16 protein-coding genes and 2 pseudogenes are annotated in these 16,962 nt (G+C 62.1%); 10 read left to right on the top strand and 8 right to left on the bottom strand.

Going from position 1 to position 16,962, the window contains the following annotated elements:
* The 4 genes and pseudogenes from BEN47_RS21835 to BEN47_RS18115 all read left to right on the top strand — a co-directional run.
* A partial coding sequence (locus BEN47_RS21835) for a hypothetical protein (RefSeq protein ID WP_204378344.1) occupies nucleotides 1-194 on the top strand: 194 nt, incomplete at its 5' end.
* Nucleotides 104-1,434: pseudogene (gene odhB, locus BEN47_RS18125) on the top strand (2-oxoglutarate dehydrogenase complex dihydrolipoyllysine-residue succinyltransferase); the annotation flags it as partial. The gene BEN47_RS21835 and the pseudogene odhB, both read left to right, overlap by 91 nt.
* A 157-nt stretch (nucleotides 1,435-1,591) precedes the next feature.
* Nucleotides 1,592-2,338, top strand: a complete 747-nt coding sequence (locus tag BEN47_RS18120; protein WP_070730440.1) for a bacteriorhodopsin — start codon at nucleotides 1,592-1,594, stop codon at nucleotides 2,336-2,338.
* Nucleotides 2,339-2,484: 146 nt separating this feature from the next.
* The gene (locus BEN47_RS18115; RefSeq protein ID WP_083322565.1) at nucleotides 2,485-3,012 is read left to right on the top strand and encodes a DUF4126 family protein; all 528 of its coding nucleotides are present in this window, start codon (nucleotides 2,485-2,487) and stop codon (nucleotides 3,010-3,012) included.
* Nucleotides 3,013-3,197: 185 nt separating this feature from the next.
* On the opposite strand, the gene BEN47_RS22335 is transcribed toward BEN47_RS18115, so the two are convergent.
* Nucleotides 3,198-3,413, bottom strand: coding sequence for a group III truncated hemoglobin (locus tag BEN47_RS22335; protein ID WP_239691656.1), 216 nt, complete (start codon nucleotides 3,411-3,413; stop codon nucleotides 3,198-3,200).
* A 78-nt stretch (nucleotides 3,414-3,491) separates the two neighbouring features.
* Nucleotides 3,492-4,457, bottom strand: a complete 966-nt coding sequence (locus BEN47_RS18105; protein WP_070730439.1) for an EamA family transporter — start codon at nucleotides 4,455-4,457, stop codon at nucleotides 3,492-3,494.
* 122 nt (nucleotides 4,458-4,579) lie between these two features.
* Between BEN47_RS18105 and BEN47_RS18100 the strand changes: the two genes are divergently transcribed.
* The 4 genes from BEN47_RS18100 (at nucleotide 4,580) to BEN47_RS18090 (ending at nucleotide 8,781) form a co-directional block, all read left to right on the top strand.
* Nucleotides 4,580-6,244, top strand: coding sequence for a M1 family metallopeptidase (locus BEN47_RS18100; RefSeq protein WP_070730436.1), 1,665 nt, complete (start codon nucleotides 4,580-4,582; stop codon nucleotides 6,242-6,244).
* A 186-nt stretch (nucleotides 6,245-6,430) separates the two neighbouring features.
* On the top strand, nucleotides 6,431-7,837 hold the full coding sequence (lpdA, locus tag BEN47_RS18095) for a dihydrolipoyl dehydrogenase (RefSeq protein WP_070730434.1): 1,407 nt from the start codon (nucleotides 6,431-6,433) through the stop codon (nucleotides 7,835-7,837).
* A 26-nt stretch (nucleotides 7,838-7,863) separates the two neighbouring features.
* Nucleotides 7,864-8,055, top strand: a complete 192-nt coding sequence (locus tag BEN47_RS21160) for a hypothetical protein (protein WP_125921798.1) — start codon at nucleotides 7,864-7,866, stop codon at nucleotides 8,053-8,055.
* A 60-nt stretch (nucleotides 8,056-8,115) separates the two neighbouring features.
* Nucleotides 8,116-8,781, top strand: coding sequence for a porin family protein (locus BEN47_RS18090; protein ID WP_070730432.1), 666 nt, complete (start codon nucleotides 8,116-8,118; stop codon nucleotides 8,779-8,781).
* 383 nt (nucleotides 8,782-9,164) lie between these two features.
* On the opposite strand, the gene BEN47_RS18085 is transcribed toward BEN47_RS18090, so the two are convergent.
* The 5 genes and pseudogenes from BEN47_RS18085 to BEN47_RS18065 form a co-directional block, all read right to left on the bottom strand.
* Nucleotides 9,165-9,686, bottom strand: a complete 522-nt coding sequence (locus BEN47_RS18085) for a nuclear transport factor 2 family protein (protein ID WP_083322564.1) — start codon at nucleotides 9,684-9,686, stop codon at nucleotides 9,165-9,167.
* 121 nt (nucleotides 9,687-9,807) lie between these two features.
* Nucleotides 9,808-10,653: a DUF5694 domain-containing protein gene (locus tag BEN47_RS18080; protein ID WP_070730430.1), complete on the bottom strand. Its 846-nt coding sequence runs from the start codon at nucleotides 10,651-10,653 to the stop codon at nucleotides 9,808-9,810.
* A 213-nt stretch (nucleotides 10,654-10,866) separates the two neighbouring features.
* Entirely contained in the window at nucleotides 10,867-11,379 is a 513-nt protein-coding gene (locus tag BEN47_RS18075; protein ID WP_070730429.1) for a cold-shock protein, read from the bottom strand.
* Nucleotides 11,380-11,493: 114 nt separating this feature from the next.
* Nucleotides 11,494-12,467 (bottom strand): annotated as a pseudogene (gene rlmF, locus BEN47_RS18070) (23S rRNA (adenine(1618)-N(6))-methyltransferase RlmF).
* A gap of 65 nt (nucleotides 12,468-12,532) precedes the next feature.
* Nucleotides 12,533-13,372, bottom strand: coding sequence for a hypothetical protein (locus tag BEN47_RS18065; RefSeq protein WP_070730427.1), 840 nt, complete (start codon nucleotides 13,370-13,372; stop codon nucleotides 12,533-12,535).
* A 95-nt stretch (nucleotides 13,373-13,467) separates the two neighbouring features.
* On the opposite strand from BEN47_RS18065, the gene BEN47_RS18060 reads away from it, so the two are divergent.
* On the top strand, nucleotides 13,468-14,742 hold the full coding sequence (locus BEN47_RS18060) for a S41 family peptidase (protein ID WP_158011091.1): 1,275 nt from the start codon (nucleotides 13,468-13,470) through the stop codon (nucleotides 14,740-14,742).
* A gap of 98 nt (nucleotides 14,743-14,840) precedes the next feature.
* On the opposite strand, the gene rluF is transcribed toward BEN47_RS18060, so the two are convergent.
* On the bottom strand, nucleotides 14,841-15,857 hold the full coding sequence (gene rluF / locus BEN47_RS18055) for a 23S rRNA pseudouridine(2604) synthase RluF (protein ID WP_070730423.1): 1,017 nt from the start codon (nucleotides 15,855-15,857) through the stop codon (nucleotides 14,841-14,843).
* Nucleotides 15,858-16,037: 180 nt separating this feature from the next.
* Between rluF and BEN47_RS18050 the strand changes: the two genes are divergently transcribed.
* On the top strand, nucleotides 16,038-16,907 hold the full coding sequence (locus BEN47_RS18050; RefSeq protein WP_070730421.1) for an SDR family oxidoreductase: 870 nt from the start codon (nucleotides 16,038-16,040) through the stop codon (nucleotides 16,905-16,907).
* Nucleotides 16,908-16,962 lie beyond the last annotated feature (55 nt).

The raw sequence follows: 16,962 nt of genomic DNA, 5'->3' as shown, positions 1-16,962 counted from the left end.
CGGCGGCTCCGGCGGCGGCTCCGGCGGCTTCGGTTTCCGACCCCGTTTCCAAAGGCGAAGAAAACCCCGAAGCCAGCAACCAGGCTGGCTATGGTGGCGCGCGGCCGGCAACGAGAGCAAGGACCCGGCCACGCCCGGGGCGCCGGCTGCGGCGGGTGCACCCGCCGGTGGCGGCGGTGGAACCGTTGAAATGAAAATCCCCACCGTGGGCGAGTCCATCACCGAAGTAACCGTGGCCAAATGGCTCAAGGAAGACGGTGCCCAGGTGAGCCGCGACGAGGTGATTGCCGAGCTGGAGTCGGACAAGGCCACGTTTGAGCTGCCGGCTGAAGCCAGTGGCACGCTGCGCCATGCCGTGAAAGAAGGCGAAACCATTGCCATCGGCACCATCATTGCGCGCATTGAGGGCGGCAGTGGCGCGGGCGCGGCCCCGGCGGCAGCGACTCCGGCCGCCGCCCAGGCGGCTCCGGTTGCGGCGTTGGCTTCGCCGCGGCCAGCAGTGGCGCGGCCACGTATGCCACCGGCGTGCCTTCGCCGGCCGCCGGCAAGATTCTTGGCGAGAAAGGCATTGCGGCTACCGACGTGGCCGGCACGGGCCGCGACGGACGCATTACCAAGGAAGACGCGCAGAATGCGCAGGCCAAACCGGCGGCGCCCGCTCCCCAGGCAGCGGCCCCGGCAGCGGCCCCGACTGCACCAGCTGCGGCCAGCAGTGCTCCGGCCGCCAGCGGCGACCGCAACCAGCGCCGCGAGCGGATGTCAAACCTGCGCAAGACGGTGGCCCGCCGCCTGGTAACGGTGAAGAACGAAACGGCCATGCTCACCACCTTCAACGAGGTGAATATGCAGCCCATCATGGACCTGCGCAACAAGTTCAAGGACCAGTTCAAGGCCAAAAACGGCGTGGGCCTGGGCTTCATGTCCTTCTTCACCAAGGCCGTGTGCGTGGCCCTGAAAGAGTGGCCGAGCGTTAATGCGCAGATAGACGGCACCGACATCGTGTTCAACGATTTCTGCGACATCAGCATCGCCGTATCGGCCCCGAAAGGGCTGGTGGTGCCCGTGATTCGCAATGCCGAGCAGCTGAGCTTCGAGGGCATTGAGAAAGAAGTGGTGCGCTTGGCTGGCCTGGCCCGCGACAACAAGCTCACCATTGAGCAGATGACGGGCGGCACGTTCACGCTCACCAACGGCGGCGTGTTCGGCTCCATGCTCAGCACCCCCATCATCAATGCGCCGCAGTCGGCCATTCTGGGCATGCACAACATCATTCAGCGCCCCATTGCCGAGAACGGGCAGGTGGTGATTCGGCCCATGATGTACCTGGCCCTGAGCTACGACCACCGCATTATCGACGGCCGCGAGTCGGTTTCGTTCCTGGTGCGCGTGAAGGAGCTGCTCGAAGACCCCACCCGCATGATGTTCGGGGTGTAGGGTGTAGCGAAAAAAAGATTGCAAAAAACCGGCCTCTGCTCAACAGAGGCCGGTTTTTTGGGTGATTGGGGTGTCTGTGGCCCGACATTAAAACCAACTTAAAATGCGCCAATAAAGTAGAATGGTTCAACCATACCTCTACTTACTGTCTCCCTTTATGGAAACCCAAACCTTACTCCACTGGCTTTATGTGGGCTCGATGATAGGCGGCGCGCTGCTGTTCTGGGCCTGGAGCCGCAACCCCAAGGGCGTGCCGCAATACGAATACAGCATCGCCATGATGATTCCCATCTGGTCGGCGCTGGCGTATATGGGCATGGCGCTGGGACAGGGCAAAACCGAGGTGGCGGGGCAGGTGACGCACTACGCCCGCTACATGGACTGGGTGGTGAGCACGCCGCTGCTGCTGCTGGCGCTGGCGTTCACGGCCATGTTCTACGTGCCCAAAGACGAGCGCAGCAAAACCCTGCTCTTCGGCTTGGTGGCGGCCGATGTGGTGATGATACTTTGCGGGCTGTTTGCTGATTTATCGGAGTCGAGCAACGCCCGGCTGCTGTGGTTTCTGTGCGGCGTGGGCGCGTTTTTGGCCGTGCTGTACGTGGTGTGGGTGCCGCTGCGCCGCATCGCGGCCGACAGCGACGCCGAGCTGGGGAGCATCTACACCAAGCTGGTGAGTTTCCTGACGTTTCTCTGGTTCAGCTACCCCACCATTTGGGCACTGGGGCCCTCGGGCATCGGCTTTCTGAGTCAGACCACCGAAACCCTGCTGTTTGTGGTGGTGCCGTTCTTCTCCAAAGTGGGCTTCAGCATCATGGACTTGCAGTACCTGCGCGACCTGGCCCCGCGCAAGCCCCCGCTCCAGCACGAGTACTCGCTCCGGCCCGAGCTGGCCGGCGGTAAATAAGCCAAAATCAGGATGACAGACTTTCTGATTTTCCAAACAGCTTCATTCTGAAGAAGCGGCCGGCCGTAATTGCCGGCCTCTTTTTTGCGGAATTTCGCGGCTTAAACGCGACTCCTTCTGTTTAACAACACTCACTATTTTTCGCTATGAAACAATCCAAGAAAATGCATCGCCCGGCTAAATTCTGGCCTGTTGTCGGTTTTGCCACCCTGGCGGGCATGCGGAGCATGAGCGCCCCGGCCTTTCTGAGCCACTACCTCTCGCGGCAGCCCCATGCCGGCCTGGCCGGGTCGCGGCTGCGTTTTATGCAAAAGCCGGCTACTGCCACCGTGCTCAAGGTGCTGGCGGCCGGCGAATTGGTTGCCGACAAGCTGCCCACCACGCCCGACCGCACGGCCCCGCCGGTGCTGCTGGGGCGGCTGCTGTCGGGGGCTTTGGTGGGCGCGGTCTGGTACCGCGCCCGCCACGGCAGCGCCCTGAGCGGCGGGGTATTGGGCGGACTGACGGCCATAGCGGCCACTTTTGTGAGCTATGCGCTGCGCACGGGCATCAGCGAAGAATCGGGCGTGCCTGTGGCGCTGGTTGGCGTGGGCGAAGACGCGCTGGTGATGGCCGGCGGTGCTGCCCTACTGAGCGGGCAGCGGCCGGCGCACGGCGAGTGGCGGCCGCTGTAGGCAGCCGGTTGCTATAGCAAGGACAGCGGGCCGGGATTCATGCGATGCTCAAACATGGCTCCGATGCTCTGGGCTTTGGCTTTGGCCTCTTCGGCCCTGGGGTCCGCAAACAGCTCGTCTACGCTGGCCCGGAACAGCGCCAGCCACTGCTGAAAGTGCGCCGCCCCGATGGGCAGTGGGAAGTGCTAGGCCATGGGCCGGCCTTTGTAGCGGCTGGTGCCCAGCAGCACGCTGCTCCAAAAGTCGTACATGGTGGGCAGGTGGGCGGCCCAGTTCACCTGCGCCACGTCGTTGAAGGTGGGGCGCAGCAGCGCGTCTTCGTTCACGCGGGCATAGAAAGTATCGACCAGCCTCACGATGTCGGCTTCGATCTGCAGGTCGGGGAGGGGGAGGAGGGCCATTGAGAAGCTAGTGGTGGTGCCGCTGGAGAGGCAAAGATGATAATCGGTACGGTCGGGACGTGAAGCCCGGTATCGGAATCAGGACCCGGCCGCCATTTTGGGGGCGGCCGTGGCCACTTTGATCTTTCGCCGGCCGCCCAGTACCACCAGCACCACGGCCAGCACGATGAGGGCCGCGCCGCTCAGCATCTGAAAATTGAGCACCTCTCCGGCAAACGCCCAACCCAGCAGCACGGCCACCACCGGATTGACGAAGGCGTACGTGCCGGCCAGAGCGGGCTCCACCACGCGCAGCAGCCAGATGTAGGCCGTGAATGCCACAATGGAGCCAAACGTGACCAGATAGGCGTACGCCATCCACGACTTGGTGGTGACTTGGGCAAACTCAAAGCCGATGGCTTCGCCCCGCAGCAGGCCCAGAATCAGCATGGCCACGCCACCGCAAATCATCTGCATGCCGCCGGAGAGGAAAGGGGAGGAGGCGGGCTGGTGCTTCTTGGAATACAGCGAACCCACCGACCACATCACCGCCGCCAGCAGCACCAGCGTAACGCCGATTTCGGGATGCCCCGGCCGCGGCACGCCGGCTGAACTGGGGTGCGCGGCCAGCAGATACATGCCCCCCAGGCCCGCCCCCAGGCCCAGCGACACCCAGCGCGTGGGCCGCGGCGTGATGCCGCTCAGCCAGCCCAGCAGCGCCAGAAACATGGGCACCGTGGCCACCAGCAGTGAGGTGGTGCCACTAGGCAGATATAGCACGCCAAACGTGGTGCCGCCGTTGCCGAAGCCCAGCAGGCAGATGCCAATCAGCAGGCCGTGGCCCCAGCCCCGCCAGGTGGGCCGGGGCTCGCCCCGCAGGCGCATGGCGGCGTAGAGCAGCCCGCCCGCCAGGCCGTAGCGGGTGCCCGCCATGAGCAGCGGCGGAATGCTGGCCACGGCAAATTTCATGACCAAATATGTGGAGCCCCAAATGAGGTAAACAGCGGCAAAAGCCAGCAGCAGCGCCAGTCGCGAAGGCGCGGTGGCAGGATGAGAATTCGGCATGAAAGCAGGTAAGAAGACTGTAAAATTACGCCCGGTAGTTGGGGCGGCACGGTTATGCCATTTATGAGGGTCATGGCAAGCGCGGGGACTCTATTTGCACCGGTTCGTTGTTGCTTTGCGTAATGAAAGACAATTTGTTTCTGGCGCTGCTCCTGCTGCTTGGCTTGGCCCACCCGGCTGCGGCGCAGCTCCTGCAGCCCAAGCCCGCTTTCTCCCGCGCCGACTCCCTGCGCGGCAGCCTCACCTCGCCGCTGCGCACCTGCTACAACCTCAATTACTACCACCTCGACGTGAAGCTGGACCCCGCCAAGCGGTTTATCAGCGGCTCCAACCTGTTTCGGTTCTCGGCCACGCAGGATTTCACCCAGCTGCAATTCGACCTGTTTGCCAACCTGCAGGTGGAAAAGGTGCTCTATAAGGGCAAGGAAGTGCCCTTCACCCGCGAGGCCAATGCGGTGTTTGTGACTTTCCCTCAGCCCATTGCCAAAGGCAGCCGCGATGAATTCACGGTGCAGTATTCCGGCAACCCCATCGTGGCCAAAAAGGCCCCCTGGGATGGCGGCATGGTGTTTACAAAGGACGCCGCGGGCAAGCCCTGGGTGGCTACGGCCTGCCAGGGCACTGGCGCCAGCATTTGGTGGCCCACCAAAGACCAGCAGGCCGATGAAGTGGACTCGATGCTCATCAGCGTGAGCGTGCCAAATGGCCTGAAAAATATTTCCAACGGCCGCTTGCGCAAAGTTACCAAGCTCAAGGGCGGCTACACCCGCTTCGACTGGGCCGTGCGCAACCCCATCAACAACTACGACGTGGCCCTGAACGTGGGCGACTACCAGCACTTTTCTGATAGCTACGCCGGCGAGAAAGGCTTGCTCACGCTCGACTACTGGGTGCTGCCCGAGAACCTGGCCAAAGCCAAAACCCAGTTTGCCGCCAACGTGAAACCCATGCTCAAATCCATGGAATACTGGTTTGGCCCCTACCCGTGGTACCAGGACGGCTACAAGCTGGTGGACGCCCCGCACCTGGGCATGGAGCACCAGAGCGCCGTGGCCTACGGCAACAAATACCAGAACGGCTACCTGGGCCGCGACCGCAGCAACACCGGCTGGGGCACGAAGTGGGACTTCATCATCATCCACGAAAGCGGCCACGAGTGGTTCGGCAACAACATTACCACCAAGGACATTGCCGATATGTGGGTGCACGAGGCCTTCACCACCTACTCCGAAGCCCTGTTTGTGGAAAGCCAGTTTGGCAAGCCGGCCGGCCAGGAATACATCCACGGCCAGCGCCGTAACATTCAGAACGACTCGCCTATTATAGGCCCCTACGGCGTGAACCAGGAAGGTTCCGGCGATATGTACGACAAGGGCAGCAACCTGCTCAACATGCTGCGAACGGTCATCAACGACGACGCGAAGTGGCGCCAGCTGCTGCGCGGGCTCTCATCAACTTTCTACCACCAGACCGTGACCGGCCAGCAGGTCATCGACTATTTCAACCGCGAAAGCGGCCAGGACCTCACCAAAATATTCGACCAGTGCCTGCGCCACCGCAGCCTGCCCACATTGGAAGTGCGCTTGGAAGACGGCAAAACACTGGCCCGCTGGGTATCGGAAGTACCTGATTTTGACATGCCCGTGCGCCTGCGGCTGAAGGGCGGCGACTACCAGTTGATTCCGCTCACCACCAAATTTGCGGTGATTAAGGAGTTAGCCGGCGCCACCAGGGAGAACCTGGAGGTCGATACCTTCAACTATTACATCGGCGTACTGGTGGAATAGGAACTGTCATGCTGCCACCTGTCATGTTGAGCCTGCGAAGCATTCTCTCACGCCACCACGATTCGTTGCGCGGTGAGAGGATGCTTCGCAGGCTCAACATGACAGGTGGGACGTGATAAGATGCTTCCTTCGTCAGCATGACAGGCGTACCTTCGCGGGGCGAACCTTCACCGAACATTCGGCTCTATGAATCAATACGACGTCACCGTCATCGGCTCCGGCCCAGGGGGCTACGTGGCCGCCATCCGTTGCGCCCAGCTCGGCCTCAAAACCGCCCTCATCGAGAAATACCCCACCCTGGGCGGCACCTGCCTCAACGTGGGCTGCATCCCCAGCAAGGCCCTGCTCGATTCTTCCGAGCACTACCACAACGCCCATTCGGTGTTCAAGGAGCACGGCGTGGAGCTCGACAACCTGCGGGTGAACATGAACCAGATGATAGACCGCAAGGCCGGCGTGGTGAAAGCCAACGTGGACGGCATTGCCTATCTGATGAAAAAGAACAAAATCGACGTGCTCACCGGCCTCGGCTCGTTCGTGGACAAAACCCACATCAGCATCGCGCCCACGGCCGGCGGCGAAGCGCAGACCATCGAAACCAAGAACGTCATCATCGCCACCGGCTCCAAGCCCACGGTGCTGCCGTTCATTGCCCAGGACAAGGAGCGCATCATCACCAGCACCGAGGCCTTGAACATCCGCGAGGTGCCCAAGCACATGGTGGTGATTGGCGGCGGCGTAATTGGCCTCGAAATGGCCTCCATCTACGCCCGCCTCGGCGCCAAGGTGTCGGTGGTGGAGTTCATGGACAGCATCATCCCGACCATGGACCGCGGCCTGGGCAAGGAACTGAAGCGCGTGCTGGGCAAAATCGGCATCGAATTTTTCTTCAGCCACAAAGTGACCGGCGCCACCCGCGAGGGCGACACCGTGACCGTGACCGCCACCAACCCGAAAGGGGAGGAGGTGAAGTTTGAAGGCGACTACTGCCTGGTGGCCGTGGGCCGCGCGCCCTACACCGCCGGCCTCAACCTCGAAGCCGCCGGCATCGAAATGGAAGAGCGCGGCCGCATCAAGGTCGATGCCCACCTGCAAACTAACGTGCCCGGCATCTACGCCATCGGCGACGTGGTGCGCGGGGCCATGCTGGCCCACAAGGCCGAGGAAGAAGGCGTGTTCGTGGCCGAAACCATCGTGGGCCAGAAGCCCCACATCAACTACCTGCTCATCCCCGGCGTGGTGTACACCTGGCCCGAAGTGGCGGGCGTGGGCTACACCGAAGAGCAGCTCAAGGAGCAGGGCAAGGCCTACAAAGTGGGCTCCTTCCCCTTCAAAGCCAGCGGCCGGGCCCGCGCCAGCGGCGACACCGACGGCTTCGTGAAGGTGCTGGCCGATAAAGTGACCGACGAAATTCTGGGCGTCCACATGATTGGCCCGCGCATCGCCGACCTCATCGCCGAGGCCGTGACGGCCATGGAGTTCCGCGCCTCCGCCGAGGACGTGGCCCGCATGAGCCACTCGCACCCCACCTACGCCGAGGCCATGAAAGAAGCGTGTCTGGCGGCTACGGAGAACCGGGCGATTCACATGTAGAGAGTGGCTGACGTCCCAAGAACGTCATGCTGAGCCTGCCGAAGCATCTCTACCGCTTCGTTGAACATCACGCAAAAAGCGGCGGCAGCTCCCAGAAGCTGCCGCCGCTTTTTGCTTTACCTTTCAACATGACCAAAGCCGTCCACATTGCCCATTGGATGAATGGAGCTGACCAGCTGGTTATTTCACCCGAGCCTGCTGACCTGTGCAACCCGTGAACGGGCCCGCCGGTCAGGTAGGTGGCTCCCAGCCACGCCACTTATCCGACGAACACCCTTATGACCCGCATCGCCACTGCCCTAACCTTCTTGCTGCTGGCTGCCGGCAGCGCCCGGGCCCAACTAAGCGTCCAATCGGGCGCTAACTTCGCCACCCTCTCCACCCAGCAAAATGATGGTTACCGCCGCGCCACTGCGGACGGGCAACCAGGCTACCACTTGGGGCTGGGCTTCGAGCGGCGGCTAACCAAGCGTCTGGCGCTGTATTCGGAACTACAGTTCAGCCGGCAGCAGGTGCAGTTGGCAGTGGAAGACAACAGCATATCGGACGGCTACTACGACAGCCGCTACCGTCTGGGCCTGTCGTACTTGCATCTGCCGGTGCTATTGCGCGCCAACTTCGGCCCGACATACGTGGAGGCCGGGCCCCAGGCCAGCTTTCTGCTGGCCGCGCACGAGCGTGGCACCGAGTCGCTAAGCACCTTGGGGGGCGCGTACCAAGTATCGTTTGACCGGCCGGCCACCGACCGCTACCGGCGGTTCGATGCGGGCCTGTGCGTAGGCGCAGGTGTGCGGCTGCCGGCTGGTTTTGGGCTAGGCCTCCGAGCCAGTGCAGGCTTGGTTTCGCTCACCCATTTTTCACAGCCCATAGGTAGCTTCCGCGGCGAGTTGAAAAACCGAGCGGTACTGGTGTCGCTGAGTTACCGGTTCAGGTCCGGCTCGTAGCAACCCGGCAGCGTCGGTTTGGTCCGAAGGCTACTTTATGGGCTACTCGTTCTATCACAACAGGCCCGTGCTGGCGTATGTCTACGTCGCGGATTGTTCGCCTTGCCATTTGCACGCATCGCAGAAGTGCGCCGGCAGTAGCTAGCAGCCAAATAGTGAGCCGCACACCTTTTCGCCCGAGCAGTTCACCGACCGGGACCCCTTCGTGCAGGAAATCAAGCGTACCGGCATCGTCATCGGCGAGTGGGAGACCACTGCGACGGAGAACCGGGCGATTCACATGTAGCCCCACCCTCGTGGCAGAAACTAAAAAGCGGTTGAAGCTTCGGCGGTTTTTTAGTATTTATTGTCTTTGCGGGACATAGCATGAGCGTTCGGGCTGGCTAGTGGTCGTAGCTAACGACGCGGGTGATTTTCCAGGAGTCGCCTTGCTGTTGCCACACCATCACGAACTTGGAGTTGCCGCAGTCGTCGCGGCCGTTTTCGACGTGGCAGAAACGCTGGGTGGCAATGTGCATGGCCCCGTAGTCTTTCACGGCGTACACTTCCAGGGTGCCCGGCACCAGCGTGCGGGTGATGTCGGGGCTTTGGGCAAACAGGCGGGCGAAGCCTTCTTTGGTTTGGGCGAAGTTGCTAAGGCCGCCTTTGTCGTGGTAAAACTCCACGTTGGGGGCGAAGTATGACATGAGCTTGTCCGCATCGTGGGCGTTGAAGGCGGCAAACATTTCCGCGTCGAGTTTGGCCACCTGCTGGTACAACTCGTCCTGAGTAGCCGGCTTTGGGACTACGGCTGCGGTCGTGGGCAGCTGCCTGCCCGGCTTGGCACCGCGTGGGCCACTTTGGCCGTAAGCAGTACTGCCGGCAAGGGCAAAAAACAGGAAGAAGGCTACAGTTTTGCTATGCATAGCGTCAATGAGGCAACGTAGTTACAGGCAGCAACAAGTGCACCTCAAATAGCGCTACAAAGCGCTGGGTGGGATGCTTGACATCGCAGAAGCCCAGTTGCTGCAGGTAGCCACGGGGGGCTTATTTCAGCACGTCTTTCAACTCTTTCAACCGGAACTGCTGGTCCGATTCGATGAATTCCTTCATCATGGCAGCGTGGCCGGAGCCAACCAGCACCAGGGCCTTATCGTCTGGCGCCGTCATGTTTTTCTGCACCAGAGAGTACATGTAGAGGTTGCGGCGGTACCATTCCGACACCAGAAAAGCGCCCGCAAAATTGTCGGTTTTGCCCGCCCGGTTGAGAATGTCGATGTAAAGGGATTTGTTGAATGCCAGCTCTTCTTTCGTGTTGGTGTCCAGCAGCAGCTGGGTGAGCGTATACGTTTCAATTTTCTTGTTCTGGCGCGCTTCCAGCTCGCTGCTGGCGTCCTGCACCTTCCGCAGCAGGGCCGTTTGGTTGGCTGCCTTCATGGCATTCATCACGCTGTCGAACGGGAGAGGGATTTTGCGGTAATCGAGCGCGTGAATCCGGGTCAGTTTCGTCTTTTTGCCCGCCCGAAAAGCCAGTTGAATGATTTCGTTTTTCAGGAAAAAGTCGTGGCGATTCTTGTCGTACTTGGTCGTAACGTACTGCTCGTATTGGCCGCCGAGGTAGGCTTTGTACAACTCGTCCAGCCCCGCCTGCTCATCCCAGGCCCATTCCACGAAGATTTTATCGGGGTGAAAAACGCTGATTTTTTGGGCCACATTCTCCAGCTCAGCCTGCACCTTTGGTGTCATCACGTCGAAGGTTTTGACTTTGGCAAGGTCGGCTCCCGGGTTGTTGAAGTGAAAGGTGCCCAGCAGCAGAATGTCGCTTTTGTTGGGCTGCGCAAAGCCCGTGGTAACGAAAGCGAACGATAGAAGGAAGAAGAAAATTTGTTTCATAAACGCAAGGTTACGAAAGAGCTGGCACTGCAGGCAAAGCAGCCGCCAACGTCGTTGGGAATCGGTGCCCAGCCCGCCAGCCGCGCCCGTATGCCTGGCACGAGTTGCGCTAAACTCGCGCTTGTAAAGCGCCAGTCCCGTCCTCGTAGCCGAAACGCAAAGAGGCTGACACTTCGGGAGTGTCAGCCTCTTTGCAGCAATGGTTAGCCTGAGCTATTCGGCAGGGGCAGCGGGAGCCGCGGGGGCAGCCGGCGCGGGTGGAGGCGTCGCGCTGGCTTTCTTTACGCGCACGGCGTTGGGGCCTTTGGGGCCCATTTCTACCTCAAACGTCACCTTGTCGTTTTCGCCAATGGGGCCACCGGCTAGGCCGTTGGCGTGCACGAAAATGCTCTCCTGGGTCTGCTGGTCTTTAATGAAACCGTAGCCTTTGGAATCGTTGAAAAAGCTCACGATACCATTGCGCACGGGGTCGGCGTCGTCATCGTCGGTGCGGCGGGCCACTCCAATCTGGATGTCCTCGTCCTTGATGATGCGCTTCTTCTTGGGGTCGGGCGGCGTGGCCGAGATGTTGCCATCCTCGTCCACGTACGCAAACATTTCTTCCAGCGGCTGGCCGGCCTTGGCGTTTGCCTGGCGCTCAACTTTGCGCTCTTCCTTCTCGGTTTTCTTCTTCGCGCGCTTCTTCTCGTTGTCCTTTTTACCAAAAGTCTCTTGTGACCTACCCATAGTTTTGTGCTGCTAAATCGTTATATCTATTTCTTCCAATTCAAGTAGAGGAACAAAATAGAGGAGTGGATTATTACGAAGATACGCAATATTAAGGTGCGTTCGTTGGGTAAGCTACTGAATACTTGCCCACCGCTCCGCCTGCCACCGGGCTTGCTGGGCGGGCGTGAGGAAAGTCCAGGCCACGAGGCGGCTTTTTTTCTGGCCTTGGGCCATATCAATGGTGCGTACATCAGTAGCTCCAGCCGTTTTCAGGGCCCGGTACACGCCTGGCAGGGTTTCTTTTTTAGAGACCAGCGACGTGTACCAATAGCAGGAGCGGGGCCGCCGGCCGCTTTCCTGCACCATGCGGCGGATAAACGACGCTTCGCCGCCTTCGCACCACAGCTCGTTATTTTGACCGCCAAAATTCAGGGCCGGGCGGGGGCCGCGGGCGGTGCCCAGGTTGGCGGTTTTGCGCTGGCTGCCAGCCGCCGCCGCCGCCGCCGAGGCGTGAAACGGCGGGTTGCACATAGTAAGGTCAAACACCTCGCTGGTCTGAATGAGGCCATCGAAAATGCGGGTGCGGGCGGGTTGCAGCCGGCACTCGATGGCGCCGGCCAGGGCGGGGTTGGCCGCCTCAATTTGCTGGGCGGCGCGCACGGCCACGCCGTCTACATCAGAGCCCACAAAGTGCCAGCCGTATTCCCGCCGGCCAATGATGGGGTAGATGCAGTTGGCGCCCACGCCCACGTCGAGCACCGTGATTTCTTCGCCGGGCGGCAGGATTCCGCCGTTGCTTTCGGCCAGCAAATCGGCCAGGTAGTGCACGTAATCGGCCGGCCGGGGATGGGCGGGCACAGGTAGCCCTTGGGAATGTCCCAGTGCTCGATGCCGTAGAACTGCCGCAACAGGGCCCGGTTGAGGGCTTTCACGGCGACGGGGTTGGCAAAATCTATGGAGAGGTTGCCGTACTGGTTGGGCTGCACGAAGGCGGCCAGCTCGGGGCTGACCTGGCTGAGTTGCGGGAAATTGTAGGGTGCGCGGTGTGGGTTGCGCGGGTGCAGCTGGTCTTTTTCGAGGGGCGGGGCGGGGAGCGGTGGCTTCATGGGGCGGGGCAGTAAGGCCACAAAGGTACCAGCCTGAGCCGCGGCATGGTCCGTAGCCGTGCGGCTCAAACCGTTTTGTACAGGTACCAGCCGTCGCCCAGAGGCTTGAGGACAATGAGGTGGTCGGGGTGCATGGCGGGGAGCAGGGCGGCCGTGGGCTGATATAGCAGGCCCACCGTGCTGCGCACCTTGCCGCCGATGACGAATTCCAGGCAGCTCGCGCAGTTGGTTTCGCGGCGCGTCACCTGGGCCAGAAACAGCTTGCGGAGCAGAGCGTGCACGGCCGGGTCGGCGTTGGCGGCCTGCTCGCCGGTGGGCGCGGCTGCGGGCTGGGCCGGGGCAAAGTACCGGCCCGTTTGCACCAGGCGCAGGAGCTGCTGGAAATCGGTCCGGTTGCGGGCGAAGTGGGCAGCAATGTCGGCATCGGCGCTGGTCCACAGCCGGAGGTTGCCCAGCGTGAAGGCGTGGCTGGCATCGGGGTGTTTGTGGTCGTATTCGGCCACTTCGGCTGGGGGCATGTTCGAGAGAATATCCACCATAGGCGGCCCGAGATGCGTCATGGCCAGGTTGCGAATGGCGAGCAGCTTCCAGGTACCGGCCTCTTTGCCGAAGTGCAGGTAAAAATCCCGGCGGTCCACGGAATCGCGCAGTTCCACGGCTACCACGGCGGTGGCGGGCCCTTGCCGCACCAGCTGGCACACGCGCCGCAGCCGGGCCGGAATCCGCTGGCCCAGGGTTTCGCGCCGGGCCTGGCCGGCGGCCTCGCAGCAGAGGTAATCCCGCATTTTGGGCCACCCGGCCGGGGCCACAAACTGCTCAGCAATCTGCAGGGGCTCCAGTGGTGCGAGGGCTCGTGCCATCCCGGGCAGCCACAGCCACAGGGCGAGTAGTAGAAAGTGCTTCATCAACAAACCTAACCCCGAAACGAATGGATTTGATTCCGGCCGCCAGCCGCCAGGAATTTTGCCCCGTTGATGGCCGCCGCCCGTTCTTTACGGCCATGAAAAAACACCTTCTGGTTCTACTTGCCGGGTTGATTGGAACTTGGATTTTGCCCGGCCGGGCCGCTGCCCAAAAGCCGCCGCTCACGCGCCAGCAGTACCAAGCTGATTTTAATTATTTCTGGAACACCGTCCGCACCAACTACTGCTACTTTCCCCAAAAACAAACCGACTGGGAGCAGGTGCACGCCCTCTACCAGCCGCAGCTGGACACGCTGAATACCCGCCGGGCTTTCGTGCGGCTCCTCGAAAACGCCCTGGCCGAACTATATGACCCCCACGCCGGCCTGAGCACCAACCGCCCCGATTCGCGCCGCTTGGTGCCCACCGGTACCGACGTATGGGCCGAGTTTGCCGGGAGCCGGGCCGTGGTGCGGGCGGTGCGCCCCGCATTTGGGGCCGAGCGCAGCGGCGTGCGGCCGGGCATGGTGGTCACGGCCGTTAACGGAGTGCCGGTGGAGGAAGCCATCAAGCTGTTTTTGCCCCGCGGCCTGCGCCAGGCCGATGCCGCCGCGCGCAACTTTGGCCTGCTCCAGCTGCTGGCCGGCGACCACCGCACGCCGCGCGTCTGGAGCCTGCGGGCGGCGGGAAGTACCCTCACTGCGCGCCCCGACGAAGCGGGCATGCAGCTGGAAAACATCCGCTACCCCATGCGCCTGGAAGTCCGCCGAATCGGCGCCGTGGGCTATATCAAGGTGAATAACTGCTTGTTTGATAACGGCCTGATTGCCCCCTTCGACAGCGTTCTCACGGCGTTGGGCGACACCCAGGGCCTCATTTTAGACCTGCGCGAAACGCCCAGCGGCGGAAATACCACCGTGGCCCGCGCCATCATGGGGCGTTTCATTAAGAGTGAGGCGCCGTACCAGCGCCACGAGCTGCCGGAAGAGGCGCAAACCCAAACCCGCCGGAGCTGGCTGGAGCTGGTGGGGCCGCGCGGCGTGCGCTACGCGGCCCCACTGGTGGTGCTGGTGGGCCGCTGGACCGGCAGCATGGGCGAGGGCCTGGCCATTGGCTTCGACGCGCTGGGCCGGGCCACCGTCGTGGGCTCCGAAATGGCCCGGCTCAACGGCGCCATCTATTCCTATAAGCTGCCCAACTCCGGCATCGGTTTCAGCATTCCCGTCGAGCGCCTGTTCCACGTCAACGGGCAGCCCCGGGAAGCCTTCCGCCCGCCGGTTTACCTGGACCCGGAAGCCTCCGCCAGGGGCTCGGATGCCGCTTCTGACCCCGCTCTGCAAAAGGCCCTCAATCTATTGCAAAGCCAGAAATAAAGGGATTTGCTGTTATCAAGTGCCAGTTCTAACATTAAACAGGCTATATATTGAGCACAACAGCTTGTTGTTGAGCTGAAAAGCTAATGGCTAAGTAATTACCGCTTTGGAGCCGGTCCTTTGCTGCGGCCCCCGGTCTTGCCCCTGGCGGGGGGGCGGCTGCCCAGTTTGCCCGGGCCGCTGTTCTTTGGTTTTGAGGCGCCGCTACCGGCTTTGGCCGGGCGCTTGCTGGTGCCGGGGCCGGTGGCTTTTTCGGGTCGGGGGCCCCACCAGCCGTTGGCGGAGGGGTTCTTTTGAGAAGGCGGGCCGGACTTGGGGCGCCGGTCCACGGCGGGCGTTTTAGGGGCGTCGGTTGGCGTGGTGCGGCGGCGGCCGCCCGAGGCGTCTTCGGTGCCGCTGGACTTGGCCACCATTTTCATGATGCCGGCCAGCTCCGGCGGGGTCAGCTCGCGCCAGTCGCCCACGGGCAGGCCTTTCACCGTCACGTTCATGATGCGGACGCGTTCGAGCTTCACCACTTCGTAGCCAAAATGCTCCACCATGCGGCGGATTTGGCGGTTCAGCCCCTGCACCAGCGTGATGCGAAATATGTAGGGTGTCTCCTTTTCAATGAGGCAGGGCTTGGTGATGGTGCCCAGCATGGGGATGCCCTGGGACATTTCCTCCAGCATGCGGTCGGAGAGAATGCGGTTCACCTGCACGAGGTATTCCTTCTCGTGCTTGTTGCCGGCCCGCAGGATTTTGTTGACGATGTCGCCGTCGCTGGTCAGGAAAATCAGGCCCGACGAGTCCTTGTCGAGGCGGCCAATGGGGAAGACGCGGGCGGCGTGGTTCACGTAGTCCACGATGTTGCCGCGCACGCCCGGCTCGGAAGTGCTGGTCACGCCCACCGGCTTGTTAAAGGCCAGGTATACCGCGTCTTCGGCCTGCTTGGGCTCCAGCTTGTGGCCGTTCACGCTCACCCGGTCGCGCGGGCCCACTTGGTCGCCTATCTGGGCCGGCTTGCCGTTGAGCAGCACCTGGCCCTGCTCGATAAACCGGTCGGCTTCGCGGCGGGAGCAAAAGCCGCTTTCGCTGATGAATTTATTGAGGCGGGTGGAGGAGATGGGGGGCATTGGGCAAGGGGGGAGGTGAAGCGCCGAAACCGAAGCGGCGCGGGCGCCACCGCCGGAACGGAAACCCCAAAGGTACGGCTTGGGGAAGTGGAGCTCCGGCTGGGCAAAACCTCCGCGAGGCGTAACCCACCTAAGGCAGGCGCGTTAGGAAACAGACATTCCTTTCCACCAACCTCTCCAATGTCTGACAAACCCACCATTTTCCCGCCCCAGAAACAAGACGCCGGCGCCGGCCACCCCGGCCTGGAATACAAGATGACCCCCGCGCCCGAATTCATTCGGGAGGGTTACAAGGGGGCCGATAAGCTCAAGGGCAAAGTGGCCCTCATCACGGGCGGCGACTCCGGCATTGGGCGGGCCGTGGCCGTGCATTTTGCCGTGGAAGGGGCCGACGTGGCCATCAGCTACTTCCCCACCGAGCAGCAGGACGCCGAGATGGTGCAGGAGATTGTGCGCGGCTACGGCCGCCGCTGCCTGCTGCTGCCCGGCGACCTCAAGCAGCCCGCCGCATGCCAGGAGATAGTAGACCGCACGGTGGCCGAGCTCGGGGGGCTGAACATTCTGGTGAACAACGCCGCCGAACAGAACTGGCACGAGTCGCTCGAAGAAATCAAGGACGAGGAGCTCGACAGCATCTTCAACCTCAACATTATCGCCATGTTCCGCATCACCCGGGCGGCCCTCAAGCACCTCGCCGAGGGCGACTCCATCATCAACACCGCTTCCGTGAACGGCTTCAAGGGCAATGAGATGCTGCTTGACTATACCTCCACCAAAGGCGCCATCACAGCCTTTACGCGGGCCTTGTCGTTGCAGCTCATCAAGAAAGGCATTCGGGTGAATTCCGTGGCGCCCGGCCCCATCTGGACGCCATTCATCACCGGAATAGGCATGCTGAAGCTGCCGCTTTTCGGCCACGACGTGCCCATGGGCCGCGCCGGCCAGCCCTCGGAAGTGGCCCCGTCCTACGTGTTTCTGGCGTCGGAAGACGCTTCCTATTTCTCGGGCCAGACGCTGCACCCCAACGGCGGCTCGGTGGTGAACGCCTAAGCTGGGCCGTAGCCCCTGTCGAACCTCTGAACCAGCGCCGCCGTATCAGGGCCTA

It is taken from the genome of Hymenobacter lapidarius (genome assembly GCF_001816145.1).
Taxonomy (GTDB): domain Bacteria; phylum Bacteroidota; class Bacteroidia; order Cytophagales; family Hymenobacteraceae; genus Hymenobacter; species Hymenobacter lapidarius.
This window is presented reverse-complemented; position numbering and strand designations above follow the sequence as displayed.